Origin of the sequence: Bradyrhizobium sp. SZCCHNGR1005 (assembly GCF_032489995.1) — a bacterium.
Classification (GTDB): domain Bacteria; phylum Pseudomonadota; class Alphaproteobacteria; order Rhizobiales; family Xanthobacteraceae; genus Bradyrhizobium.
In genome coordinates this window covers 70,941-93,057 of sequence record NZ_JAUEZC010000006.1, presented here as the reverse complement: position 1 = coordinate 93,057, position 22,117 = coordinate 70,941, and the positions used below count along the sequence as shown (strand labels likewise).

The 22,117-nt window shown below is 64.5% G+C and carries 21 protein-coding genes; 9 read left to right on the top strand and 12 right to left on the bottom strand.

Going from position 1 to position 22,117, the window contains the following annotated elements; translation table 11 throughout:
- Positions 1-11: 11 nt before the first annotated feature.
- Complete coding sequence (locus QXZ85_RS24155; RefSeq protein WP_315702791.1) at positions 12-878, top strand: LysR family transcriptional regulator; 867 nt, start codon at positions 12-14, stop codon at positions 876-878.
- A 184-nt stretch (positions 879-1,062) separates the two neighbouring features.
- On the opposite strand, the gene pdeM is transcribed toward QXZ85_RS24155, so the two are convergent.
- The 4 genes from pdeM to QXZ85_RS24135 form a co-directional block, all read right to left on the bottom strand.
- A complete protein-coding gene (pdeM, locus tag QXZ85_RS24150; RefSeq protein ID WP_315745187.1) occupies positions 1,063-1,758 on the bottom strand; it encodes a ligase-associated DNA damage response endonuclease PdeM in 696 nt (231 codons plus the stop codon).
- A gap of 174 nt (positions 1,759-1,932) precedes the next feature.
- On the bottom strand, positions 1,933-4,617 hold the full coding sequence (locus QXZ85_RS24145; RefSeq protein ID WP_316175037.1) for a ligase-associated DNA damage response DEXH box helicase: 2,685 nt from the start codon (positions 4,615-4,617) through the stop codon (positions 1,933-1,935).
- 187 nt (positions 4,618-4,804) lie between these two features.
- Complete coding sequence (locus tag QXZ85_RS24140; RefSeq protein WP_316175039.1) at positions 4,805-6,034, bottom strand: ABC transporter substrate-binding protein; 1,230 nt, start codon at positions 6,032-6,034, stop codon at positions 4,805-4,807.
- A 114-nt stretch (positions 6,035-6,148) separates the two neighbouring features.
- The gene (locus QXZ85_RS24135) at positions 6,149-7,075 is read right to left on the bottom strand and encodes a class I SAM-dependent DNA methyltransferase (protein ID WP_315702787.1); all 927 of its coding nucleotides are present in this window, start codon (positions 7,073-7,075) and stop codon (positions 6,149-6,151) included.
- Between the two features lie 59 nt (positions 7,076-7,134).
- Here QXZ85_RS24135 and QXZ85_RS24130 point away from each other — a divergent pair, with 59 nt between their 5' ends.
- From QXZ85_RS24130 to QXZ85_RS24110, 5 genes are all read left to right on the top strand, one after another.
- A complete protein-coding gene (locus tag QXZ85_RS24130) occupies positions 7,135-8,175 on the top strand; it encodes a ligase-associated DNA damage response exonuclease (RefSeq protein ID WP_315703180.1) in 1,041 nt (346 codons plus the stop codon).
- Positions 8,172-10,049: a cisplatin damage response ATP-dependent DNA ligase gene (locus QXZ85_RS24125; protein WP_315702786.1), complete on the top strand. Its 1,878-nt coding sequence runs from the start codon at positions 8,172-8,174 to the stop codon at positions 10,047-10,049. Before QXZ85_RS24130 ends, QXZ85_RS24125 begins: the two co-directional genes overlap by 4 nt.
- Before the next feature lie 108 nt (positions 10,050-10,157).
- On the top strand, positions 10,158-10,463 hold the full coding sequence (locus QXZ85_RS24120; protein WP_315702785.1) for a DUF6460 domain-containing protein: 306 nt from the start codon (positions 10,158-10,160) through the stop codon (positions 10,461-10,463).
- A gap of 13 nt (positions 10,464-10,476) precedes the next feature.
- Positions 10,477-11,211, top strand: a complete 735-nt coding sequence (locus QXZ85_RS24115) for an MBL fold metallo-hydrolase (RefSeq protein ID WP_315702784.1) — start codon at positions 10,477-10,479, stop codon at positions 11,209-11,211.
- A gap of 141 nt (positions 11,212-11,352) precedes the next feature.
- On the top strand, positions 11,353-12,615 hold the full coding sequence (locus tag QXZ85_RS24110; protein ID WP_315703179.1) for an MATE family efflux transporter: 1,263 nt from the start codon (positions 11,353-11,355) through the stop codon (positions 12,613-12,615).
- A gap of 53 nt (positions 12,616-12,668) precedes the next feature.
- Here QXZ85_RS24110 and QXZ85_RS24105 read toward each other — a convergent pair whose 3' ends face one another.
- Together QXZ85_RS24105 and QXZ85_RS24100 are read right to left on the bottom strand one after the other, a co-directional pair.
- A complete protein-coding gene (locus tag QXZ85_RS24105) occupies positions 12,669-13,763 on the bottom strand; it encodes a quinone-dependent dihydroorotate dehydrogenase (RefSeq protein WP_315702783.1) in 1,095 nt (364 codons plus the stop codon).
- Positions 13,760-14,104, bottom strand: coding sequence for a DUF952 domain-containing protein (locus QXZ85_RS24100; protein ID WP_315702782.1), 345 nt, complete (start codon positions 14,102-14,104; stop codon positions 13,760-13,762). The genes QXZ85_RS24105 and QXZ85_RS24100 overlap by 4 nt, the downstream gene beginning before the upstream one ends.
- Before the next feature lie 284 nt (positions 14,105-14,388).
- Here QXZ85_RS24100 and QXZ85_RS24095 point away from each other — a divergent pair, with 284 nt between their 5' ends.
- Positions 14,389-15,147 (top strand): carbonic anhydrase family protein, encoded by a 759-nt coding sequence (locus QXZ85_RS24095; RefSeq protein WP_315702781.1) that lies wholly within the window; start codon positions 14,389-14,391, stop codon positions 15,145-15,147.
- 164 nt (positions 15,148-15,311) lie between these two features.
- Complete coding sequence (locus QXZ85_RS24090) at positions 15,312-16,253, top strand: 2-dehydropantoate 2-reductase (protein ID WP_316164965.1); 942 nt, start codon at positions 15,312-15,314, stop codon at positions 16,251-16,253.
- A gap of 27 nt (positions 16,254-16,280) precedes the next feature.
- On the opposite strand, the gene QXZ85_RS24085 is transcribed toward QXZ85_RS24090, so the two are convergent.
- From QXZ85_RS24085 to QXZ85_RS24060, 6 genes are all read right to left on the bottom strand, one after another.
- Positions 16,281-17,924: a lysine--tRNA ligase gene (locus QXZ85_RS24085; RefSeq protein WP_315702779.1), complete on the bottom strand. Its 1,644-nt coding sequence runs from the start codon at positions 17,922-17,924 to the stop codon at positions 16,281-16,283.
- 195 nt (positions 17,925-18,119) lie between these two features.
- Positions 18,120-19,028, bottom strand: a complete 909-nt coding sequence (locus QXZ85_RS24080; protein WP_315702778.1) for a transporter substrate-binding domain-containing protein — start codon at positions 19,026-19,028, stop codon at positions 18,120-18,122.
- 98 nt (positions 19,029-19,126) lie between these two features.
- Positions 19,127-19,726 (bottom strand): SCO family protein, encoded by a 600-nt coding sequence (locus tag QXZ85_RS24075; RefSeq protein WP_315762531.1) that lies wholly within the window; start codon positions 19,724-19,726, stop codon positions 19,127-19,129.
- Positions 19,727-19,744: 18 nt separating this feature from the next.
- Positions 19,745-19,939 carry a hypothetical protein gene (locus tag QXZ85_RS24070; RefSeq protein WP_315702776.1) on the bottom strand — a complete coding sequence of 65 codons (195 nt, stop codon included), beginning with the start codon at positions 19,937-19,939 and terminating at the stop codon, positions 19,745-19,747.
- A gap of 109 nt (positions 19,940-20,048) precedes the next feature.
- A complete protein-coding gene (locus tag QXZ85_RS24065; RefSeq protein ID WP_315703178.1) occupies positions 20,049-20,573 on the bottom strand; it encodes a hypothetical protein in 525 nt (174 codons plus the stop codon).
- Positions 20,574-21,161: 588 nt separating this feature from the next.
- Complete coding sequence (locus tag QXZ85_RS24060; RefSeq protein WP_315702775.1) at positions 21,162-21,575, bottom strand: hypothetical protein; 414 nt, start codon at positions 21,573-21,575, stop codon at positions 21,162-21,164.
- A gap of 135 nt (positions 21,576-21,710) precedes the next feature.
- Here QXZ85_RS24060 and QXZ85_RS24055 point away from each other — a divergent pair, with 135 nt between their 5' ends.
- Positions 21,711-22,076, top strand: a complete 366-nt coding sequence (locus QXZ85_RS24055) for a nuclear transport factor 2 family protein (protein ID WP_315702774.1) — start codon at positions 21,711-21,713, stop codon at positions 22,074-22,076.
- Positions 22,077-22,117 lie beyond the last annotated feature (41 nt).

Genomic DNA, 22,117 nt, shown 5'->3' with positions numbered 1-22,117 from the left:
ATGGGGCAGATATGCTCGATCTCGACCTGCTTCGCAGCTTCGTCTCGGTGGTGGAAGCCGGCGGCTTCACCCGGGCGAGCGAGCGCGTCCACCGCACCCAATCGACCGTCAGCCAGCAGATCAAACGCCTAGAGGAGGATCTCGGCCAGATCCTGCTCAACCGCAACGGCAAGGACGTCACCCCGACCGAAGCCGGCGAACGGCTGCTGTCCTACGCGCGGCGGCTGCTGGCGCTGGCCGAAGAGGCCCGCGACGTGGTCGGGCGGCCGGGGGCCGATGGCGCGGTGAAGCTCGGCATCCCCGAGGATTTCGCCGCCTACCGGTTGGCGAGGCTGCTGGCCTCGTTTTCCCGCGCGCATCCTCACCTGCGGCTCGACGTACGGGCCGACCAGAGCCTCTATCTGAAACGCGATCTCGAGCGCGGCGATCTCGATCTCGCGCTGCTCAAGCGCAGCGCCGACGACGAAAGGGCGGCGATCGCGGCCTGGCCGGAAGAGGTCTACTGGGTGACGAGCAAGGGCCACCCGGTCGACCTCGACAGCCCGTCGCTGCCGCTGATTGGGTTCCCGCCCGGCTGCCTTTATCGCAGGCGCGCCATCCACGCGCTCGAAACCGCCGGCCGCGCCTGGCACATGGCCTATACGTCGTCGAGCTTGGCCGGCATCCAGGCCGCGGTCGCCGCCGGTCTCGGCTTGGGCATTCTCAGCGACATGTCGGTGCAAGCCGACCATCGCGTGCTCACCACCAAGGAAGGCTTCGCGCCGATCGAGCACACCGAACTCGCGCTGGTCGCCTCGCCCGATGCGAGCTCGGCGACCTTGCGTTTGGCTGAGCGGCTGGCGGAGTTCTGCGACAAGGCCCAGGCCAAGGCGGCGTAGGCCGTTGCCGACGATCGCGAGCGTCGCGCCCCACGGACAGTAAGTTCCCTCTCCCGCTTGCGGGGGAGGGTTAGGGAGGGGGCCGTCACACGAGCGGTGCTAGTGGCGCCCCCACTCCGACTCTCCCCCGCAAGCGGGGGAGAGGGCGCACCGGATTCGCGGGCGCTTACGATAAACCCTAATTCTAATAGCACCGCGCCGCGGCGATGCTGTGCAGCCTGGTGTCGCCGAGCACATGGGCGATGAAGGATCGCTTCGGAAAAATCTTTGCAAATGCCGCGTCTCGCACGCTCAGGCCGCCGGCATAGGCGCCGAAGGCCGGCATCACCGCGCGCTCGCCGTCGGAGACGAAGCAACGCCGCTCCACGCTGCGCGCCCGTGTCGCCACGCGTGCCTTGGGATGCAGGTGCCCCGCGATCTCGCCTCGCGCGCCGGTCGGCTCGTGGCGGAAGGTCACTGCGCCGATCGCGATTTCATCCGCCACACTGCCGCCGACATCGCGCGGCGAAGGATCGTGATTACCCGCAATCCAGAGCCAGTCGCGCCCGACCTGCAGATCGGCGATCGAGGCGCGGTCATCACCCGATAGCCGCATGTGCGCATCGCGATCATGAAAGCTGTCGCCGAGTGCGATCACGAGCTTCGGATTGTAGCGCGCAATCGCGCCAGCGAGCCGCGCGAGAGTGGCTGCGGTGTCGAAGGGCGGAAGCAAAGTGCCGCGCGCGGCGTAGCTTGAGCCTTTCTCCAGATGCAAATCGGAAACGACGAGCAGCCGCTCGTCGTCCCACCACAAGGCGCCGGAGAGATCGGCGAGCAGCGAGACGCCAGCGACATCCACTCTGCCGGAGGAAACAACCGGTCGAACCACAGAGTTCGTCATGGCCGGGCTTGGCCCGGCCATCCACGTCTTTGCTCGGCAAAGAAAGACGTGGATGCCCGGCACAAGGCCGGGCATGACGATGTGGATGAATTATCGCCCCGCAACTTCATTGTTCCCTGCCGTGCTTCTCCAACGGCTCTTTCGTGCCGCGAAGCGACGCTTGGAGCAATGCGCTTACCCCATCGCTTCCCTGACCAGTTCGTCGGCGGCTTCGGCCAGGAGCTCGTCGGCCGCCTCGCCATAGACCGACTCCCGGCCGATTTCCAGCATCACCGGCACTGCGAGCGGCGAAACGTGATCGAGTTCCCGATGGGTGATTCGCCCCTCGATGCGTTTGAGCATATCACCAAGCCGGCGCAGGTCGAGCAAGCCCGTCGCGGCATCGGCGCGCGCAGCCCGCAGCAGCACGTGATCCGGCTGATGCTTGCGCAGCACGTCATAGACGAGATCGGTCGAGAACAGCACCTGGCGTCGCGTCTTCTCCTCCGTGGTGGAGCGGCGCGCGATCAGGCCGGAAATGATCGCACACGATCGAAACGTGCGCTTCATGAGCGCCGATTCGGCAAGCCAGGCCTCGAGATCGTCGCCCAGCATGTCCGGATCGAACAAAGCGGCGAGATCGAGTCGGCCGTCGCGAACCATCAGCGACATGTCACCGAGCCCCCAGACCGCAAGCGCATATTCGTTGGCGACGAAGCCGAGCGGACGCACCCGCGCCCGCTCCAGCCGACGCGTCAGCAACATGCCGAGCGTCTGATGCGCGAGCCGGCCTTCGAAGGGATAGCAGACCAGGTAGTGCTTGTTGCCGCGTGGAAAGGTCTCGACCAGGAGCTCGCGTCGCGCCGGCACGCGCGAGACATCCTTCTGCAGCGAGAGCCAGTCGCGCACCTGCTCCGGCAACGCTCTCCACGAGCTGCTATCATCGAGCAGCCGGCGCACGCGATCGGCGAGATAGGTCGAGAGTGGAAACTTGCCGCCCATATAGGACGGCACCTTGGGATCGCTGTCATTGGCCCGGCTGACATAGACCTGATCCTCGACCAGCGCCTCGTAACGCACGATCTCGCCGCTGAACACAAAGGTGTCGCCGAAGGTGAGGCCTTCGATGAACGCCTCCTCGATCTCGCCAAGCAGTCGCCCGCCGCGCGCAATCGCGCTCGCCGAGCCGGCAGCGCCTCCGCGCGATCGCACCAGCCGTACCTTCAGCATCGCTTCTTCGACGATGGTGCCGACGTTCAGACGATAGCTCTGCCGCACCTTGGGATTGGCGACGCGCCAACGACCCTGGCTGTCCTGCTTGATGCGCGCGAAGCGCTCATAGGTCTTGAGCGCGTAGCCGCCGGTGGAGACGAAATCGAGCACGTCGTCGAAATCACTGCGCGACAGCGCCGCATAGGGCACAGCCGTGATCACCTCCGAATAAAGCTCGTCGGCGAGAAACGGCTCAGCGCAGGCGCACCCCAGTACATGCTGCGCCAGCACGTCGAGGGCGCCGGTGCGCAACGGCGGCGTATCTTGGGCATTGTCGGCGATCGCATCGATCGCGACGCTGCATTCCAGCACCTCGAAGCGGTTGGCGGGCACCAGAACAGCGCGGGAGGCCTCGTCGAGCCGATGATTGGCGCGGCCGATTCGTTGCATCAGCCGCGAGCAGCCCTTCGGTGCGCCGACATTGATGACGAGATCGACGTCGCCCCAGTCGACGCCGAGATCGAGCGAGGAGGTACAGACCACGCCGCGCAACCTGCCGGCCGCCATCGCCTCCTCGACCTTGCGGCGCTGCGCGACATCGAGCGAACCATGATGCAGCGCGATCGCAAGATTATCGTCATTCATGCGCCAGAATTCCTGGAACAGCATCTCGGCCTGGCTGCGGGTGTTGACGAAGATCAGCGTGGTCTTGTTGGCCTTGATCAGCTCGTACATCTCAGCCAGTGCGTGGCGCGCGCTGTGGCCGGCCCACGGCAGCCGCTCGCGCGTATCGAGCATCTGTACGACCGGCGGCGCGGCGCCGCCGGCGAGCACGACATCGGCGGCCTCGGACCTTCCGGCCGGCTGCGGCATAAGGAAGCGCGCCAGCTGCTCCGGTTCGGCCACCGTCGCCGACAGGCCGATCATGCGCAACTCAGGGGCAATCCGCCATAAGCGGGCGAGACCGAGCGACAGCAGGTCGCCCCGCTTGGACGTGACGAGCGCGTGCAGTTCGTCGAGCACGACTCGCCTGAGCGAGGAAAACAGATAGGGCGCGTCCGCCGACGATAGCAGCAGCGCCAGCTGCTCCGGCGTCGTCAGCAGGATGTCCGGCGGATAGCAGCGCTGGCGCTGCTTGCGCGAGGCCGGGGTATCGCCGGTGCGGGTCTCGACCTTGATCGGCAGGCCCATCTCGGCGATCGGAGTCTGCAGATTACGGGCGATGTCGACCGCAAGCGCCTTCAAAGGCGAGATATAGAGCGTATGCAGGCCGCTGCTACGGATGACACCGCGGCCGGTGCTCGTGACGCCTCCCCGCTCTTGAGAGCGAGAGCGAGCTTCGCTCGCCTCGGAGCCCACAAGGGGTGACGCAGCGGAAAGAGCAGGCTGTGCGGCGGGCGAGGCTGCGGCTCGGCGATCCGCTCGCGGGTCCAGCTCCACCAATGTCGGCAGAAATCCCGCCAGTGTCTTGCCGGCCCCCGTCGGCGCGATCAGGAGCGCCGAGCGGTTTGCGCGCGCCTTCTCCAGCAAGGCCAGCTGATGCGCGCGCGGCGCCCATCCGCGCGTCGCAAACCATTTCAGGAAATGGTCCGGCAACGGCGCGGCGGCGTCATCGGTCAGCACTGGTTTGACGCGGAGCGGCACCTGCAACAGGTAAGCCGTCCCCATGGTTTCGTCGAGGGCAGACTGGTCACGGTCTTCCGGGTCGCGTTTCGCGCTTTCCCCTCACCCTGAGGAGTTCGCGAGTTTGGCGGGCGTCTCGAAGCGTGTGGCCGCATCGAGCCTCAGGGTTCGCGAGGCGATGCGCAGCATCGTCCGGAGACGCTGACGCGCTCCTCGCCATGAGGATCACTCATCATTCCGTCACCGGCTTGTCCGAGATCTGCCAGTCCTTGCCGTCGAAGATGGAGATATAGAGCGTCTTCATCGGTGTGTAGTCGTCCGGCGTGTAGTCGTAATTGATGCCGTCGATGAAGAATGGCGAGTGGAATCCTGCCAGGGTCGAGGCCTGTTTCAGCACGTTCTCGCGCGTCAGGGTGTCGCCGCAGCGGCGCAGGATCTCGGCCATCGTGGCCGCCTGCCCGTAGCCGGCATAGGCGATGGTGTTGTCGGGATCGATATTGGGCAGATATTTGGCCCGCAGCGCCTCGAAGCCTTTTACCTCCGGATCGTCCTTCCAGCGCGGCACGCCGGCATCCTTGGAGTAGCGGATGGCGACGATACCCGCCGCGTTCTCGAAGCCGGCCGCGCTCAGGATGGAGCGTCCCGTCGAACCGGCCGACAGCAGTTGCAGCGGCTTCCAGCCGAGCTCAGCCACCTTGCGGATCGATTGCGACGTCGCCTTGCCGGTGGTGATGTTGTAGAAGACGTCCGCGCCCGATTTCGACAGGTTGATCAGCTGCGAATCGATGGTCGGATCGGTGAGATCATAGGTCTGCTCCATGATCACCTCCGCCTTGCCGCCGGCATCAGCCAGCACCTTCTTGAATGGCCCCAGGAAATCGCGGCCGAAATCATCGTTCTGATAGAGGATGCCGATCTTGGCTTCGGGCTTCACGCTGATCACGTGCCTGGCGAGGATGCGCGCTTCGGTCGGATAGAGCGGCAGCCCGGCCATGGTCCATTTGTAGTTCTTCGGATCGTTCCATTTCGAGGCGCCGGTGTTGAGCAGAAGCTGCGGCACGCCCTTGGCGTTGAGATATTTGTGCACGGCGGTCTGCGGTGCGGTGCCGAGCGAGCCGTACAGCGCCAGCACCTCCTCCTGCTCCACCAGCCGCCGCGTCGCCTCGACACATTTCGGGGCACTATAGGCATCGTCCATGGTGAGGAACTTGATCTTGCGACCGTTGATCCCGCCCTGTTCGTTCAGCATCTGAAAATAGGCTTCGCCGACGCGCCCAAGCACGCCGTACAGCGAGCCGGGTCCGGAATGCGGCACGGTCTGCCCGAGCCGGATCTCGGTGTCGCTGGCGCCAGCGTCGTATTTCTTCTCGGCAGCCCAGACGCAAGGGGCGGCAATGGTCGCAACACCAACGGCAGTAAGTGCGGTCGCGCAGAATTGGCGCCGTGTCTGACGATTTTTCATTTGTTGTGTCCTCCCTAGGCGCTCATCCTTCGACATCGGGAAGCACGCGGCAAGCATGAAGTTGCCGCACGTCGCAGAGTGCAGTGCGATCAACTCATGATGTCGCGCAACAACTCAAGCTTTCGTCGCGACCACAACGAGGCCGCGCACCGGCACTTGATCTTCCGTGCGCGGGCTCGCCGGCACGAGATGTGAAAGCGTCAATCCCGCTGACGCGGTCGCATTGCGGATATATTCCGCAGCGTGGGCATAACGCAGCCCACCGCCCATGATCACGCCATCCCCGTCGTGAGACTCGACGGTAAAGGCAAGCAGACCGCCGGGCATGAGCACGCGCTGCACCTGCTGCAGAACCGGCGCGAGCTCGCCGACATAGACCATCGCGTCGGCTGCGAGCACGAGATCGGCGCTTGCATCCCGCTGCCTTAGCAAGGCCGCGGTCATGTCATCGACGTCGAGCTCGGCATAGAGGCCGGTGGCTCGGGCCTGCTCGATCATGCCCGGAGACAGATCGACGCCGATGAACGTATCGACATTCTTGGCGAAAGCCGCAGCGCCGAGGCCGGTGCCACAGCCGAGATCCACGGCGCGTTTGAAAAAGGCGGTCTTCTTCTGCGCCGCGCGCACCGAAAGCACCGCCTTGAACAGGATCTCAGGCGCGCAGTAGTGCAGCCGCTCGATCAACTCCTGTTCGAAGCGCGGGGCATATTGATCGAACAGCGATTGCACATAGGCCTTGGGCATGTCCGAAAGCGGCTTGGCGCCAAGACGCATCAAGCGCACGCCGGCGCCGTGATGATCATCCGGATCGGCGACGCAGGCCTTCTGAAAGGCGGCGATCGCCGCATCGGCTTCGCCCATGTCGTCCCGGATTTCCCCCAATGCAAACCAGGCGGACGCGAAATTCGGCGCCACCTCGAGCGCCTGCTCCAGCACCTCGGCCGCGGCGGCGAGATCCCCCTTCAGCTGCAGGTCACGCGCGAATTCATAGCGGCGATCGGCGATCAGATCGCCGGAGGACAGGAACAAGCGGCCGGGCATGACGGAACTGAGTTGAGGCGGTCTCGATTGATGCATCGAGGTTCCTATATATGATCGACATGCGCCCGCAAGACATCCTGATGCCCGTCCCCGCCGGCCTGTGCTGCAAGGCCGGCGGCTTCCATATCGATCCGACGCGACCGGTCGAACGTGCCCTGATCACCCACGGCCATTCCGACCATGCCCGCGCCGGCCACGGTGCGGTGCTGGCCACGCAGGAAACCCTCGACATCATGCGGCTGCGTTACGGCGATCATTTTGCCGGCTCGACGCAGGCGATACGCTATGGGGAGACGATCAAGCTCGGCGATGTCACGGTCAGCTTCCACCCGGCCGGGCATGTGCTGGGCTCGGCCCAGATCAAGGTATCGTGCAAGGATACCTGCATCATCGCCTCCGGTGACTACAAGGATGCGCGCGACCCGACCTGCGCACCCTTCGAGCTCGTGCAATGCGATGTCTTCATTACCGAAGCAACGTTCGGCCTGCCGGTGTTCCGGCATGGCGATGCCGCGGCGGAGGTGAAAAAGCTGCTGGCATCCGTCGCACTGTTTCCGGAGCGCGCCCATCTCGTCGGCGCATACTCGCTTGGGAAAGCCCAACGTGTGATCGCGCTGATCCGCGAGGCCGGCTACGATGCGCCGATCTATCTGCACGGCGCGATGGAGAAGATTACCCGCTACTATGAGGCACAGGGCGTCCCGCTCGGCGAGTTGCGTCCCGTGAAGGGCAGGAAGAAGGCCGAGCTTGCCGGCACGATCACGCTGGCGCCGCCGAGCGCGACCTCCGATCTGTGGACCCGGCGCTTTCCCGATCCGGTCACGGCCTTTGCGTCTGGATGGATGCGGGTGCGCGCCCGCGCCCGGCAACGCGGCGTGGAGCTGCCGCTGGTGATTTCGGACCATGCCGATTGGGACGGGCTGACTGCGACCATTGCGGCGACCGGCGCCCGCGAGGTCTGGGTCACGCATGGGCAGGAAGACGCGCTGGTGCATTGGTGCCGATCGCAGGGGCTCGCCGCACGGCCGCTCGATCTCGTCGGCTATGGCGATGAGGAAGAGACCGAGGTGCTGACAGCGGCAGAGGAAGCAGAGGCATGAACCGCTTTGCCGAACTGCTCGACCGTCTCGCCTACGAGCCCGGGCGCAACAACAAGCTGCGCCTCATCACGTCCTATTTCCGCGAGGTCGAGGATCCCGATCGCGGCTATGCGCTGGCGGCGCTGACCGGCGCGCTGTCGTTCAAGCACGCCAAGCCCGCACTGATCCGCGACCTCATTGCCGCCCGCACCGACCCGATGCTGTTTGCGCTGTCCTATGATTATGTCGGCGACCTCTCCGAGACGGTGGCGCTGATGTGGCCGAAGGGCGATCATGGGCAATCTTTCCTGAGCCCTCCTCCCCACCCCTCCCCCGCAAGGGGGGAGGGAGCCGCGTTGCGTACGGAGTTTCCATCTCGGACAATTTCGAGCACGGGCTCGACCAACACGCATTCCGCCTCGATCACTGCTCTCACCGTTCCCTCCCCCCTTGTGGGGGAGGGTCAGGAAGGGGGGTACCGCGAGTCCGATGCGAGTGAAGAACCGCGGCCACCCTACTTCCACAACAGCCCTCCGCCACCGACTCTCACCGACGTCGTCACCACGCTGCGCACGCTCGGCAAGACCGACCTGCCGCGGCAGCTGGCGCGGTGGCTCGACGAACTCGATGAGACCGGACGCTGGGCGCTGCTGAAGCTCGTCACCGGCGCTCTGCGGATCGGCATCTCCGCGCGGCTCGCCAAGACCGCGGCCGCCGCGCTCGGCGACAAGGACCCGCACGAGATCGAGCTGATCTGGCCCGGCCTGTCGCCGCCTTATCTGGACCTGTTCGCCTGGCTCGAAGGCCGCGGCGAGAAGCCGGAGAACCGTGATCCCGCACCGTTCCGCCCGGTGATGCTGGCCCATGCGCTGGAGGACGAGGACTTCACCAATATGGATCCCACTGACTACATCGCGGAATGGAAGTGGGACGGCATCCGCGTCCAGGCCGTCAGCGGACGTGACCCACAAGGCCACATGGTCACGCGGCTCTATTCGCGCAGCGGCGAGGACATCACCGGCAGCTTCCCGGACCTCTTGCCCTCGCTGCATCTGCCGGCCGCTATCGACGGCGAATTGCTGGTGCTTCGCGACGGCCGTGTGCAGAGCTTCAACGTGCTACAGCAGCGGCTGAACCGGAAAACGGTCTCGCCGAAGCTGCTGAAGGAGTATCCCATCCATCTGCGTGCTTACGACCTGCTGGCCGACGAGGAGAACGACCTGCGCGAACTGACCTTCGCCGAACGCCGCGAGCACCTTGAAGCCTTCGTCAAGCGGCTCGACGATATCAGGCTCGATCTGTCGCCGACCATTGCGTTTGCAAGCTGGGGCGAGCTGAAGGCGGCACGCGCCAATCCCGCCGCGGCCGGCGCAGGGGAGGACGCCGACGCGGTCGAAGGCGTCATGCTGAAGCGGCGTGACGCGGTCTATCTGCCGGGCCGGCCGAAGGGACAATGGTGGAAGTGGAAGCACGATCCCGATATCATCGACGCCGTGCTGATGTATGCGCAGCGCGGCCACGGCAAGCGCTCATCCTACTACTCCGACTACACGTTCGGCGTTTGGACCGCAGGCGATGACGGCGACCAGTTGGTGCCGGTCGGCAAGGCCTATTTCGGCTTCACCGACGAGGAGCTATTGCAGATCGACCGCTTCGTCCGGCGCAACACGGTCGAGAAGTTCGGCCCGGTGCGCGAGGTCGTGCACGAGCCCGACCAGGGGCTGGTCCTCGAGGTCGCCTTCGAGGGACTGCAGCGTTCGGCGCGGCACAAATCCGGTATCGCCATGCGCTTTCCGCGCATCAACCGGCTGCGCTGGGACAAGCCGCCGCGCGAAGCTGACCGGCTAGAGACGCTGGAGCGGATGCTGAAGGCAGAAAGCGTGGCCGCACCATGATCTCGCATTAAAAGCCGGTAAGCCGCTTGCGGCGACGCGGCGGGTTCCCCACCTGCTCCGCGTTGCCTATAATGGGCTTCACGCATTTGCCCCCGGGGAGACGATGGCATGTCGAACGACGTCAGGGATTATCCGGCTCGCAGCAGCCAGGATGGCCTCTACCGCTTTCTCGGCGGCTCGCCGCTGTCGGTCGCTTTCCGGCTCATTCTCCTGTCGATCCTGGTCGGCGTCGTGCTGTCGGCGATCGGCTTCGATCCGCTCAACATTCTCAACAGCATTCGCCTCCTGGTCCGGCGGCTCTATGAGCTCGGCTTCGACGCGATCAACTGGCTTTGGCGCTATTTCCTGCTCGGCGCCGTCATCGTGATCCCGATCTGGCTCCTGTCGCGGATCTTCACGCCGCGCGGCAGATGAGGGATCGTTGCCGATGCAGCTCCGCTTTGTCGGCTGCGGCGATGCCTTCGGCTCCGGCGGCCGCTTCAACACCTGCTTCCATCTCACCGGCGAAAGCACCAACCTGCTGATCGATTGCGGCACGTCGTCATTGGCGGCGCTGAAGCGGCTCGACATCGTCCGCAACGATGTCGAGCTGATCCTGATCACGCATTTCCATGGCGATCATTTCGCCGGCCTGCCCTTCTTCCTGCTGGATGCGCAATTTTCGCGCCGAACGAAGCCGCTCGTCATTGCCGGCCCGACGAGCATCGCAACGCGTCTGACGCAGGTCATGGAGGCGCTGTTCGAGAATTCGTCCAAGACTCGGCAGAAATTCGAACTCTCGGTCGTGAGCCTCGAACCCGAGCAGACAGTCCGCTTCGGCGAGGTCGCCGTGACGCCTTACCCCGTCGTCCATGGCGAATCCGGCGGTCCGTTCCTGGGCTACCGGATCGAGGCTGAAGGCCGCATCGTCGCCTACAGCGCCGACACCGAGTGGACGGATACGCTGGTTCCGCTTGGGCGGCAGGCCGACCTGTTCATTGCCGAAGCCTATACTTACGACAAGGCCGTCAAGAATCATCTCAGCCTTGCCACCTTGGAAGCGCATCTCGACGAGATCCGTCCCAAGCGCCTCGTCCTCACCCATATGAGCGACGACATGCTGTCTCGCCTGGACGCGCTGCCCTACACAGCCGCGCATGACGGCATGAGCATCGCGCTCTAGCGGCGGTAGGGAATCGCCGATAAACGAGCGCTCACGCCGCAAGAGTCCGGCGAACGAACAAGCGAGCGTCCATTGCATTCCCCGGGACTCACAAAGTCCAACGTGACCAGCGCGCAGGTATTCGCGATCGCGGGCCCGGCCATGGTCGCAAACCTGACCACGCCGCTGATCGGCATCGTCGCGACATCCGCGATCGGACGTCTCGGCGAAGCCAGCCTGCTCGGCGGCGTCGCCATGGCTTCCGTGATCTTCGATTGCCTGTTCTGGCTGTTCGGCTTCCTGCGGATGAGCACGCTCGCCTTCACCGCGCAAGCGCTCGGAGCTGGCGAACGCGACGCATTGCAGGTGGTGCTGGTGCGCGGTCTCGCACTCGCTACGGGGATCGGCAGCATCCTGATCGTGCTGCAATTGCCGCTCTTCGGCGTGCTTTTCAGCGCGATGGGCGGAAGCGAGGCGGTGACCCGCGCCGGCAGGACCTACTTCACCATCCGCATCTGGTCATCGCCGCTCGCCCTCGCCAATTACGTCGTGCTCGGCTGGCTGATCGGCCAGGCCCGCGCGCGGCTGGCGCTCGCGGTACAGATCGCCATTAACCTGACCAATGTCGCGGTGACCTTGCTCCTCGTCCTGGTGCTGGACGCCGGGATCGCCGGGGCCGCGATCGCCGCCGTGGTCGCGGAAGCGGTCGGCCTCATCCTGGGCGTCGCATTGGCGCGACGGCTGTTGCCGGACGGCATCGCGCTATCGCGGAAGGCGCTGCTCGACGGCGACGGCGTGAGGCGGATGCTCGCGGTGAACCGCGACATCATGATCCGCACCGCAGCGCTGATCACGGTGTTCTTGTTCTTCAATGCCCAAGGCGCGCGCGCCGGCGATATCACATTGGCTGCCAACGCGGTGCTGAACAATTTCCTCCTCGTCAGCGCCTTCTTTCTCGATGGTCTCGCCAACGCCGCCGAGCAGCTCTGCGGCTACGCCATCGGCGCCCGCGACCGGCGCGCCTTCAGCGGCGCGACCCGGCTGATCCTCGCCTGGGGTTTTGGCTTCTCGCTCATGGTCAGCACGACCCTGGCCTTGTTCGGCCCGGCGCTGATCGAGCTGATGACGGCGAGTCCTGCTGTGCGCTTCGCCGCCCGCGACTTCCTCGTCTTCGTGATCGTATCGCCGCTGCTCGCGGTGTTCGCCTTCGCGTTTGACGGAATCTATATCGGCGCGACCTGGGTGCGCGACATGCGCAACCTCATGATCGCGTCGCTCGGCATCTTCCTGCTTACCTGGTTCGCACTGCGCAGCACCGGCAACACCGGGCTATGGTTCGCCTTCCTCGCTCACTACGCCGCGCGCGGCGGTTTGCAGGGCCTGCGCTATCCGGCGCTGATGAAGGCATCGTTTGGGAAGGCCTGAACTCTCGCCATCTCCAGCGCTTGTCGGGGAATGGCAGCGGAATAGGACGGAGGCTAAACTGGCCAATCTTCCGCAGTAATGGTCGCCGCGTCGGCACCGACGATCTCCGACAGCGACTCTCGTCCGGTGCGCAATAAGGTCGAGGCGAGGTCGGCCTTGATGCTCTCGATCAAACCCAGCCCTTTATAGACCAGCGACGAATAGAGCTGGATCAGGCTGGCCCCGGCACGAATCTTGGTCAGCGCCGCGCCGCCGGAATCGATGCCACCGACCCCGATCAGCGGAAACGCGCCCTCCGCGCGCACGAACGTCTCTGCGACCATCCGCGTCGACAACCGGAACAGCGGCCGTCCGGACAGCCCGCCCTGCTCCTTGGCCCGCACCTGCTCACGCAGGCTCTTGGGCCGCGACAGCGTCGTGTTGGAGACGATCATGCCGTCGACCTTCCGCGAACGCGCAACATGGACCACGTCGTCGAGCTCGGCGAGGCTGAGATCGGGCGCGATCTTCAGCAGCACCGGCGTATCGCCCGCCTTCGCCTTCACGCGATCGCGCGCCTCCAGCACTTTGGCCAAGAGATCGTCGAGTTGCGCTGCCTGCTGCAGGTTGCGCAGGCCCGGGGTGTTGGGTGAGGAGATGTTGACCGTGAAGTAGCTCGCGACCGGCGCGAAGGTCTCGATCAGCCGCACATAATCGGCCACACGGTCCGTGGAATCCTTGTTGGCCCCGACATTGACCCCGACGATGCCGCCCTGATGAGCGCGGCCGGCAAGCCGCCGCAGCACGAGCTCAGCGCCGTCATTGTTGAAGCCCATCCGGTTGATCACCGCTTCGTCCCGCTCCAGCCGGAATAGCCGCGGCCGTGGATTGCCGCTCTGCGGCTTCGGTGTCACCGAGCCGATCTCGACGAAGCCAAAGCCGAGCCGCAGCAGCGCGTCCGGCACCTCGGCGTTCTTGTCGAAGCCCGCGGCCATGCCGACCGGGTTGGGAAAGTTCAGCCCAAAAGCGCGCACCGCCAGCTTGGGATCGTCAGCACGCGGCCGGATCGCCGGCAGCAGCTTCAGGCCCTGGATCGCCAGCCGATGCGCATCCTCGGCATCGAGCCAGCGCAGCAGCGGTAATGACACGGTATCGAAGGCGCGAATCACGGCACGAGCCCGGAAATGTCGTGGGTGCCGTCCGGACGCGCATGCATCTGGTGCACCGCGGTAACCGCGACGAGATCGAGCTCGCCATAGAGATGCGGAAACAGCTCGTCATTACGCGAAGGCTCCCAGCGCAGGCGATCGCCGAGGGTATCCGCCTCGACCTCAACCAGGAACAGCGCCGTCTGCCCGAAGAAATGCTTGCGCGCCGTCTCCGGCACCTGCGCCGCGGTGGAAAAATGGATGAAGCCATCGCGCAGATCATCCGCGCTGCCGCGATAGACGCCCTGCCGCTCGGCCTCGCGCCAAGCAGGCGCGGGACAGATCTTGTAGATTTTGGGCATCTCGCAGCGGTCCTGCCGGGGTGTTGAGTTCGTTGACGTTTTTGTCGAGCCGGGACCGTATCGGCAGGTGCGACCGAACTCAAGAACCGTTTGCCCGGGTGGCTGCCTAAAAACGCTCGCAGAGATTGTCCCCTGTCCTCACCATGGCGGGAGGACGAGGATGGCCCGATCAGCAAAGATTAACGCGTTTCATGCGTTCCTGGGACCGGCGATTCGCCCAATGGCGGGCCCCGCTGATGTCGCCCCCTTTATTTTTTTCATCACACTTCGTCCGGAGATTGCCCATGAACCGTCGTCACGCATTGAAGGCCCTTGCCGGCCTCGCGCTCTGCCCCGTCTGCGCCACGCCCGGCTTCGCAGCGGAAGGCGAACATTGGAGCTATGAGGGCAATACCGGCCCTGCGAAATGGGGCGACCTCGACGCGGCCAGCAAGGTCTGCGCGGTCGGGACCCAGCAATCCCCGGTCGATATCGAAAACCCGACCAAGGCCCGCCTGCCGAACCTGAAACTCTCCTGGGGCAAAACCGCGGAGACCATCGTCAACAACGGCCATACGATCCAGCTCAATTTCGCCGACGGCAGCAGCACGCTGAAGCTCGATGACACCACCTACAAGCTGCTGCAGGTGCATTTCCACCGGCCGAGCGAACATCAGATCGGCGGCAAGAATTTTCCGATGGAAGCCCATTTCGTGCACCGGGCTGCGTCGGGCGGCCTCGCCGTTGTCGGTGTGCTGATGACCACGGGACGTCCCAATCCTGCCTTTGCGCAGATCGTCGCGACGATGCCGCAGCAGGAAGGGCCCGCGATCAAGGCGGATGCCCGCATCAACCCGAATGCGCTGTTGCCGATGCGGCGCTCATATTATCGCTACGCCGGCTCGCTGACGACGCCGCCTTGTTCGGAAGTCGTCGAGTGGCTGCTGCTGACCGATCCGATCGAGGTCGCGGAGGCGGATGTGGCGAAATTCGCAAAGCTCTATCCGATGAACGCGCGCCCCGTGCAGCAACTCGACCGTCGATTCGTGCTGCAGATGATCTGAGCCAAGCGGCTTCGCCCAGGCGGCCAGCGCTGCGCTCGTCAATCGCTCCACTGGCCGCCTGCGTAGTCACCCAGCTGTGAGTGCGGTTGGCTGAAATTGCCCTCGAATTCCCGTCGGGATTCGCGACGATACCCCTCCGGAATGCAATGGGAGGGCCGCGCGACATGGCAAGCACTGGAGATTCTGAACGGACGGTGGTGGCCGTGATCGGTCTCGGCAGCATCGGTGGCGTGATCGCGGGACAGCTGGCGGCGCTCGATCGCCACGACGTCATCGCCTGTGTCAGGCGGCCGATCGACCGCCTCGTCGTCGAGCACTCGGAAGGAGCGATTGAGGTCCCGATCCGCTCACTGACCGATCCTGACCAAGGCAAGCCGGTCGATTGGGTTCTGCTGTGCACGAAGACGCAGGACACCGAAACCGCCGCAGCCTGGCTGCAGCGCCTCTGCGGTCCCGGCACCCGCATCGCGACCCTGCAGAACGGCATCGGACATGCGGACCGGCTGGCGCCATTCGTCGGAGATGCGGCCGTGGTACCGACCATCGTCTATTACAACGGCGAACGCCTCGCGCCTGATCGCGTGCGCCTCCGCCGCGCCGGCAACCATGAATTTGCGGTCAGCGATGACGAAGACGGCCGCGCTTTCGCCGCACTGCTCGACGGCACCGGCATGCGAATTCTCGTGACCTCGGATTTCAAGACGCTGGTCTGGCGCAAGCTGCTGCTCAACGCGATGGCCAATCCCGTCACGGCGCTGACCTTGCAGCGACAGGCGGTGCTCCGGCGCGGTGACGTGAAGGCGCTGTGTCTCGATATTCTGAAGGAAGCCGCAGCCGTGGCGCGTGCCGCTGGCGCGCGCTTTCCGGACGATGAGCCGGAACAATTATTGGTAACGCTCCTCACCTATCCGCCTGAGGCCGGCACTTCGATGTATTTCGACCGGATCGCCGGCCGGCCGCTCGAGATCGAGGCTCTAACAGGCGCCGTGGTCGCGGCCGGCGAGCGGCACCGGATTCCGACACCGATCAACCGCGTGCTGCTGACGCTCGGCCGCGCCGTGAGCGACGCACCGGCGCGGATGACGCTGACAGCGCCCGGGACCTGACATCAAGCGCCGGTACGGTCCCTGCGACTACGCCGAGCGCGCGAGCGCGCCGTCGATCATGGCAACGGCATTGGCGATGCCGTACACGGCAACGAAGGAGCCGAAGCGCGGCCCCTTCTCCTGGCCGAGCAGCACCTGATAGAGCATGTTGAACCAGTCGAGCGAGACGCCGGGACGGCCGTCCTTGCCCTTCTTGGCGTGATCGAGGAACGGCTCGCGGCGGCCGATCTCATAGACCACGTTCTGGATCTCCTCGGCAGGCGCATCAGCCGGCAGGTTCGACAGCGCATCGCGCAGGTCCTGCAGCGCGGCGCGCTCGCTCTCGGTCGGCTCGCGGAACACCTTCGTCGGCGCGACGAAATCGCGGTAGTAGTTGATGGCATAGCCGACCATCGCATCCAGCTTCGGATGCGTCTGAGGCGTCACGCCGGGGCGGTAGCGGCCGATGAAGCCCCACAAGGTCTCGGCATTCTCCGCATTCGACGACGACACCAGCGTCAACAGCAGCTGGAAGGTGACGGGCATATCAGCCTTCGGCGGATGGCCGGAATGGATGTGCCAGACCGGATTGCCGAGCCGCTGCTTGGCATCCTGGCGCGGAAAGCCCTCCAGGAACTGCTGATACTCGTCGACATTGCGCGGAATCACGTCGAAATAGAGCCGCTTCGCCGCCTTCGGCTCGCGATACATGAACAGCGACAGCGATTCCGGCGAGGCGTAGCGCAGCCATTCGTCGATGGTGAGCCCGTTGCCCTTGGACTTCGAGATCTTCTGCCCCTTCTCGTCGAGGAACAGTTCGTAGTTGAAGCCCTCCGGCGGCGTGCCGCCGAGCGCCGCGCAGATCTTGCCCGACAGCTTCACCGAGTCGATCAGGTCCTTGCCGGCCATCTCATAGTCGACGCCGAGCGCATGCCAGCGCATTGCCCAATCCGGCTTCCACTGCAGCTTGCAGTGTCCGCCCGTCACCGGCAACGTGACACGCTCCTTTGTCTCCGGGTCGTCGTAGGAGATCGTGCCCGCCTTCACGTCATGCTCGACGATCGGCACGTAGAGCACGAGCCCGGTGCGCGGGCAGACGGGGAGGAACGGCGAATAGCTCGCTGCCCGCTCCTCGCGCAGGGACGGCAGCATGATCGCCATCACTTTCTCCAACCGTTCCAGCATGCGCAAAAGCGCGGCGTCGAAACGGCCCGACATGTAGTACTCGGTCGATGAGGCGAACTCGTAATCGAAGCCGAACCGGTCGAGGAAGGCGCGCAGCCGCGCGTTGTTGTGCGCGCCGAAGCTGTCATGCGTGCCGAACGGATCGGGCACCTTGGTCAAGGGCTTGCCGAGATGCTGCGCGAGCAGCTCCTGGTTCGGCACATTGTCCGGCACCTTGCGCAGGCCATCCATGTCGTCGGAGAAGGCGAGCAGGCGGGTCTTGATCTTGTCTTCGGTCAGCACGCGGAAGGCATGGCGCACCATGGTCGTGCGCGCGACCTCGCCGAAGGTGCCGATATGCGGCAAGCCCGAGGGACCGTAGCCGGTCTCGAACAGGACCTCGTCTTTCGGGTGCTTCTTCAGCCGCGCCACGATCGCTTTCGCCTGCTCGAACGGCCAGGCGTTGGATTGTTCTGCGAGCGCACGCAGGTCGCTCGGGCTCATGGTGACGAGGTCGATCGTGGACATCTGAAGTACCGGCTTCCAAAAGAGCAGAAAATTAACACAAGCGTCATCGCGAGCGAAGCGAAGCCATCCAGCCTCGAAGGGCATCTGGATGGCTTCGTCGCTCCGCTCCTCGCAATGACGGGGGAGCGCAGCGACATTCTTGGCCGTCATTCCTGGGCGGCGCGAGCTTCGCGTGCCCCCGAATGACGTCCGTGATCAGAACGGACTGATCGAGAAATAGCGCAGCCACAGATCAGTATAGCGGCCCTTTTCCCAGACCCGGAACAAGGCCCAGTTCAGCGCCTGCCGCAACAGATCGTTGCCCTTGCGGACCGCGATCCCGACGCCCTCGCCGAAATAGCGGCTTTCGACAAAGGGACCACCCGAGAAGGCGCAGCAATCGGCCGAATCGGTGCCGTTGATCCAGAACGCCAGCGATATGCCATCGCCGAAGATGAGATCGACCTCGCCGCGGCGTAGCGCCTGGCGCAGGGCTTCGTCATTCGGATAGGACTTGATCTCGGCGTCGGTGAACATCGCCTTCAGATAGGCCTCATGCGCCGAACCGGCGACGGCACCGACCTTCTTGCCTTCGAGATATTCCGGCCTGATATCCGTCATCACCGCGTCCTTACGCGACACGAACCGCGCCGGCGCGCGGTAATACGGATCGGAAAAATCCACCCTGGCGCGCATCTGGGGCGTCACCGCGATGGAGGCGATGATCGCGTCGCCCTTGTTGGAGGCGAGCGCATCGAGCAGGGTGTCGAACCGGCGCATCTGAATGGTGCAGGTCACCTTGATCTCGTCGCAGATCGCCCGCGCCAGATCGACGTTGAAGCCGGCCGGGTTACCGTCAGGGCCGGTAAAGTTGAACGGCGGATAGTCGGTTTCGGTCAGGAAGCGGATCACAGTCAGGCGCGACAGATCCGGCCGTTCTGGCCGTCGCCTGGGGTCCCAGAAGCCGGGCACCGCCTGCGGCGCGGCCTCCACCGGTGGCTTGGGCAAGGTCTGGGCGCAGGCCTGCCGGCTGCCGGACGCCAGCACGACGCAGACGACCACGACCGCCATAAGGGCGCAGCTCGACAGAGAATGGTATGCGCGTTGGAACAAGGTCGTCAGCATCGGCGATATCGGGGATCACCGGCCTTATAGACCATCTTGTCGCATTTTCGAGGGCTGATTGCGCGGCCGGAATCGGGCTCGTGCGGCGTTAACCGGACCTAAAGGTATTTCTTGAGCTCGGATGCGGCTTCGTCCGGGGTCCGCTTCAGGTTGAAGGGGGCGACGAACCGGCCGTCGTGGTCCATCAGATAGACCAGGGCGGTATGATCCATCGTGTAATCGCCGTCCTTCAGCGGCACCTTCTTGGCGTAGACCCGGTATTCCGAGATGACCTTGGCCATCACTTCGGGGTCTCCGGTCAGGCCCCTCAGGTGTGGATCGAAGCTCGAGAGATAATCCTTCATTGCCGACGGCGTGTCGCGCTCGGGATCGACCGAGATGAAATAGGCATTCACCCGGTCGGCATCCTGGCCCATCGCCCGCAGCACTTCGGATATCTCGAACAGCGAGGTCGGACAGACGTCCGGGCAGTGCGTAAAGCCGAAAAAGATCAGCGTCGGGCGCCCCTGCAGGCTCTTTTCAGTGACCGTCTGCCCGTTCTGGTCGGTCAGCTGGAACGGACCGCCGATCGCGGCCGGTGCGGCGATGTTCCGACCTCCGCCCATGACCAGAAACAGCAACGCGAACCCGACCAGCAGGCTGGCAGCGAAGGCGCCGACGATCACCAGCGGACGGGCCGCGTTACGCTCGATGCTCATGACGGCTTCACCTCCGACTCAGAAACAGGCCTCAAGGCCGGAGACGATCGTCTCGAAGAACACAGCGGTTCCATACCGGGCCCACAGCACCACTGCGCCCGCGACCAGACCGACGGCTACGATGCCGGCGGCAAGCCCGGCCGCTTGCGCTCCGCGCCGCGCGCCAGGGAGTGTCGACGGCATCTGTTGTGGCGATGAAACGGGCTGGATCATGGCGTGCTCGCAAGACCGATGCCTGAGATCATCGGCCGCTGCCCCCGAGATAGGCCCGCCAAGCTCCCGGGGCAAGCGTCACGGATCACGTCGTGCTGAACGAGCCCGATTAGTGGGATGCCGACGCCTTGGCCGCCGCCGGCGAGAGCGCCGGCACGTTGGGCGCGGTGCCCTGGGGCGCGCGCGATGAGGCCTGGGCGTCCATGTAGCAGGGCCGATACATCGTCTGCAGCTCCCTCCCCCGCAGGAAGATCATCCGTGGGGTGAGGCCGCCGCGCTGGGAGATCCAGCGCCGGATCGGTGACGGATACATGGAATAGAGCATCTGGGTGGCTTCCGGGTTGGTGACGGCCCGGCCATTGGAACCGAAATCCCAGGCAGCATGGAAGCCGAGGCTGGCATGGGAGGTGACGCAAATCCTGTCATGGGGGATCGCACCGAGAACGATCGTGCAGGCCGACGCGCAGAGCCCATCAATGATGACGTATTCCCCCGAAGACCGCAGGCCCTGGTATTTGTCGACGTAGGTTCCAATCCGGCCGCCACGGTCATCGGCAATGCGGACCACGGCTTGACTGGCGCTCATCCCCGCCAGCAAGAGGACAACCGCAAGCAACCCCGTCAAAAATTTCATGTCGAGCCCCAGTTCAATCCCGTCGAAACCGATCTGACCGACTGTGATGCGCTTCTTGTGCTGCGTGGACCGCAACGGACTTAAATTCGCTTGCCGCTCCCCAGAGCGGTGCACGAAGCCAAATCCCGATCGCACGTGCAGCGTGTTTCGAGATCATGGTTTTGTCCAGGACAGCTCTGTGGCTCACAGTAAATTCAGCTCAAGTGTTGCAGCCTCGCTGCACCTTGAGCTTGTCGTGGCCTGACGGGCTCGCGGTCGGGTTCCCCAGTGTCGGCGATCGCAGGGTCTGAGCGTCCCAAGAAGGCTGGCCTACTTCGACGGCAGATAGCCATGTCGCGGTCGCAAAAAAGCCCCGGGTTCTCCCGGGGCTTGCTTTGGTCGACAATCCGTTCCGCGCCCTTGCCGCCGTGGCCGGCGCGACCCTTTAGTCGCAATCGCGCTCGTGGATGATGATCCTGCTGTCGGGCTCCACACGCTCTTCGTCACGAAGCACGTTGGTGCGCTCGTCCGCCTCATCGGACCGACGCTTGGTCCGAAGATCGCAGCGAAACGATCCGCGCCCAGATGCGGGCGCTCGATCGAGCAAGGCTAGTTATCCGGCAGCCGGATGCTCGCACCAAACGTGATTCGCGACGCGTCGTCCGAGGTCAGCTGAATCTGCTTGTCCGGCAGCGCCTGATAGCTGCCGTCGTCACTCTTTCTTAACGCGTATTGCCAAACCGTTAACGGCTGTCCTTGCGCCAGCGCCTGCTGAAGGCGGCTGGCACGGAAGCCCGGCAGTCTGAAAAGATCATCGCGCATCATGCCGATCATGGTCGGGCTATCGCCCCGACGCAGTTCGAAAAACACCATATGATTGGGCTTTTCCGGCGACTTCAACACGGTGTCGGCCGCAAACAGCGCAAGACAAAGTCCGACAGCGATCCATCTCCATGTGTCGGGTCTCATCAGTCGTCGTCCTTTGCGGCCAAGCATCACGGCACGATTTACATGCGCGCGCATCAAATAGTCTCCGTATTATGGAGCGGCAACTTACAGTTTCGTTATCGCGGCCGCGATGACCTGCGACGTAATCGCATATGTGTGCGGGAAGCGCGATGATCACACCATTCTCGCTTCACAAGATGGAGAGCACCGATGACCGATACCGCTGCGATCGCAAACGCCTACATCACGCTCTGGAACGAGCGCGCGCCACAGAGGCGGCGCGACCTGCTTACCTCCAACTGGACCGAGGATGCCGTCTATGTCGACCCCTTGATGCGCGGCGACGGCCACGACGGCGTCGATGCACTGATCGCAGGCATCCAGACGCGCTTTCCTGATTTCCGATTCCGTCTGATCGGTCAAGCCAACGGCTTTGGCGACAACCTGCGCTTCTGCTGGGGCTTGGGCCCGGATGGCGCCGATTGTCCGATCAAAGGCACCGATTTCGCCGAACTCAAGGACGGTCGTATCCGCCGTATCACCGGCTTCCTCGATCAGGTGCCCGACGGCGTCTGAGGTCCACCCATTATTGGACCGATCGTGATGGACTGCGGCCG

Coding starts and splice junctions, on each gene's coding strand:
- QXZ85_RS24155 (WP_315702791.1), top strand. CDS start 12: ATGCTCGATCTCGACCTGCTTCGCAGCTTCGTCTCGGTGGTGGAAGCC.
- pdeM (WP_315745187.1), bottom strand. CDS start 1,758: ATGACGAACTCTGTGGTTCGACCGGTTGTTTCCTCCGGCAGAGTGGAT.
- QXZ85_RS24145 (WP_316175037.1), bottom strand. CDS start 4,617: ATGGGGACGGCTTACCTGTTGCAGGTGCCGCTCCGCGTCAAACCAGTG.
- QXZ85_RS24140 (WP_316175039.1), bottom strand. CDS start 6,034: ATGAAAAATCGTCAGACACGGCGCCAATTCTGCGCGACCGCACTTACT.
- QXZ85_RS24135 (WP_315702787.1), bottom strand. CDS start 7,075: ATGCCCGGCCGCTTGTTCCTGTCCTCCGGCGATCTGATCGCCGATCGC.
- QXZ85_RS24130 (WP_315703180.1), top strand. CDS start 7,135: ATGCGCCCGCAAGACATCCTGATGCCCGTCCCCGCCGGCCTGTGCTGC.
- QXZ85_RS24125 (WP_315702786.1), top strand. CDS start 8,172: ATGAACCGCTTTGCCGAACTGCTCGACCGTCTCGCCTACGAGCCCGGG.
- QXZ85_RS24120 (WP_315702785.1), top strand. CDS start 10,158: ATGTCGAACGACGTCAGGGATTATCCGGCTCGCAGCAGCCAGGATGGC.
- QXZ85_RS24115 (WP_315702784.1), top strand. CDS start 10,477: ATGCAGCTCCGCTTTGTCGGCTGCGGCGATGCCTTCGGCTCCGGCGGC.
- QXZ85_RS24110 (WP_315703179.1), top strand. CDS start 11,353: ATGGTCGCAAACCTGACCACGCCGCTGATCGGCATCGTCGCGACATCC.
- QXZ85_RS24100 (WP_315702782.1), bottom strand. CDS start 14,104: ATGCCCAAAATCTACAAGATCTGTCCCGCGCCTGCTTGGCGCGAGGCC.
- QXZ85_RS24095 (WP_315702781.1), top strand. CDS start 14,389: ATGAACCGTCGTCACGCATTGAAGGCCCTTGCCGGCCTCGCGCTCTGC.
- QXZ85_RS24090 (WP_316164965.1), top strand. CDS start 15,312: ATGGCAAGCACTGGAGATTCTGAACGGACGGTGGTGGCCGTGATCGGT.
- QXZ85_RS24085 (WP_315702779.1), bottom strand. CDS start 17,924: ATGTCCACGATCGACCTCGTCACCATGAGCCCGAGCGACCTGCGTGCG.
- QXZ85_RS24080 (WP_315702778.1), bottom strand. CDS start 19,028: ATGCTGACGACCTTGTTCCAACGCGCATACCATTCTCTGTCGAGCTGC.
- QXZ85_RS24075 (WP_315762531.1), bottom strand. CDS start 19,726: ATGAGCATCGAGCGTAACGCGGCCCGTCCGCTGGTGATCGTCGGCGCC.
- QXZ85_RS24070 (WP_315702776.1), bottom strand. CDS start 19,939: ATGATCCAGCCCGTTTCATCGCCACAACAGATGCCGTCGACACTCCCT.
- QXZ85_RS24065 (WP_315703178.1), bottom strand. CDS start 20,573: ATGAAATTTTTGACGGGGTTGCTTGCGGTTGTCCTCTTGCTGGCGGGG.
- QXZ85_RS24060 (WP_315702775.1), bottom strand. CDS start 21,575: ATGCGCGCGCATGTAAATCGTGCCGTGATGCTTGGCCGCAAAGGACGA.
- QXZ85_RS24055 (WP_315702774.1), top strand. CDS start 21,711: ATGACCGATACCGCTGCGATCGCAAACGCCTACATCACGCTCTGGAAC.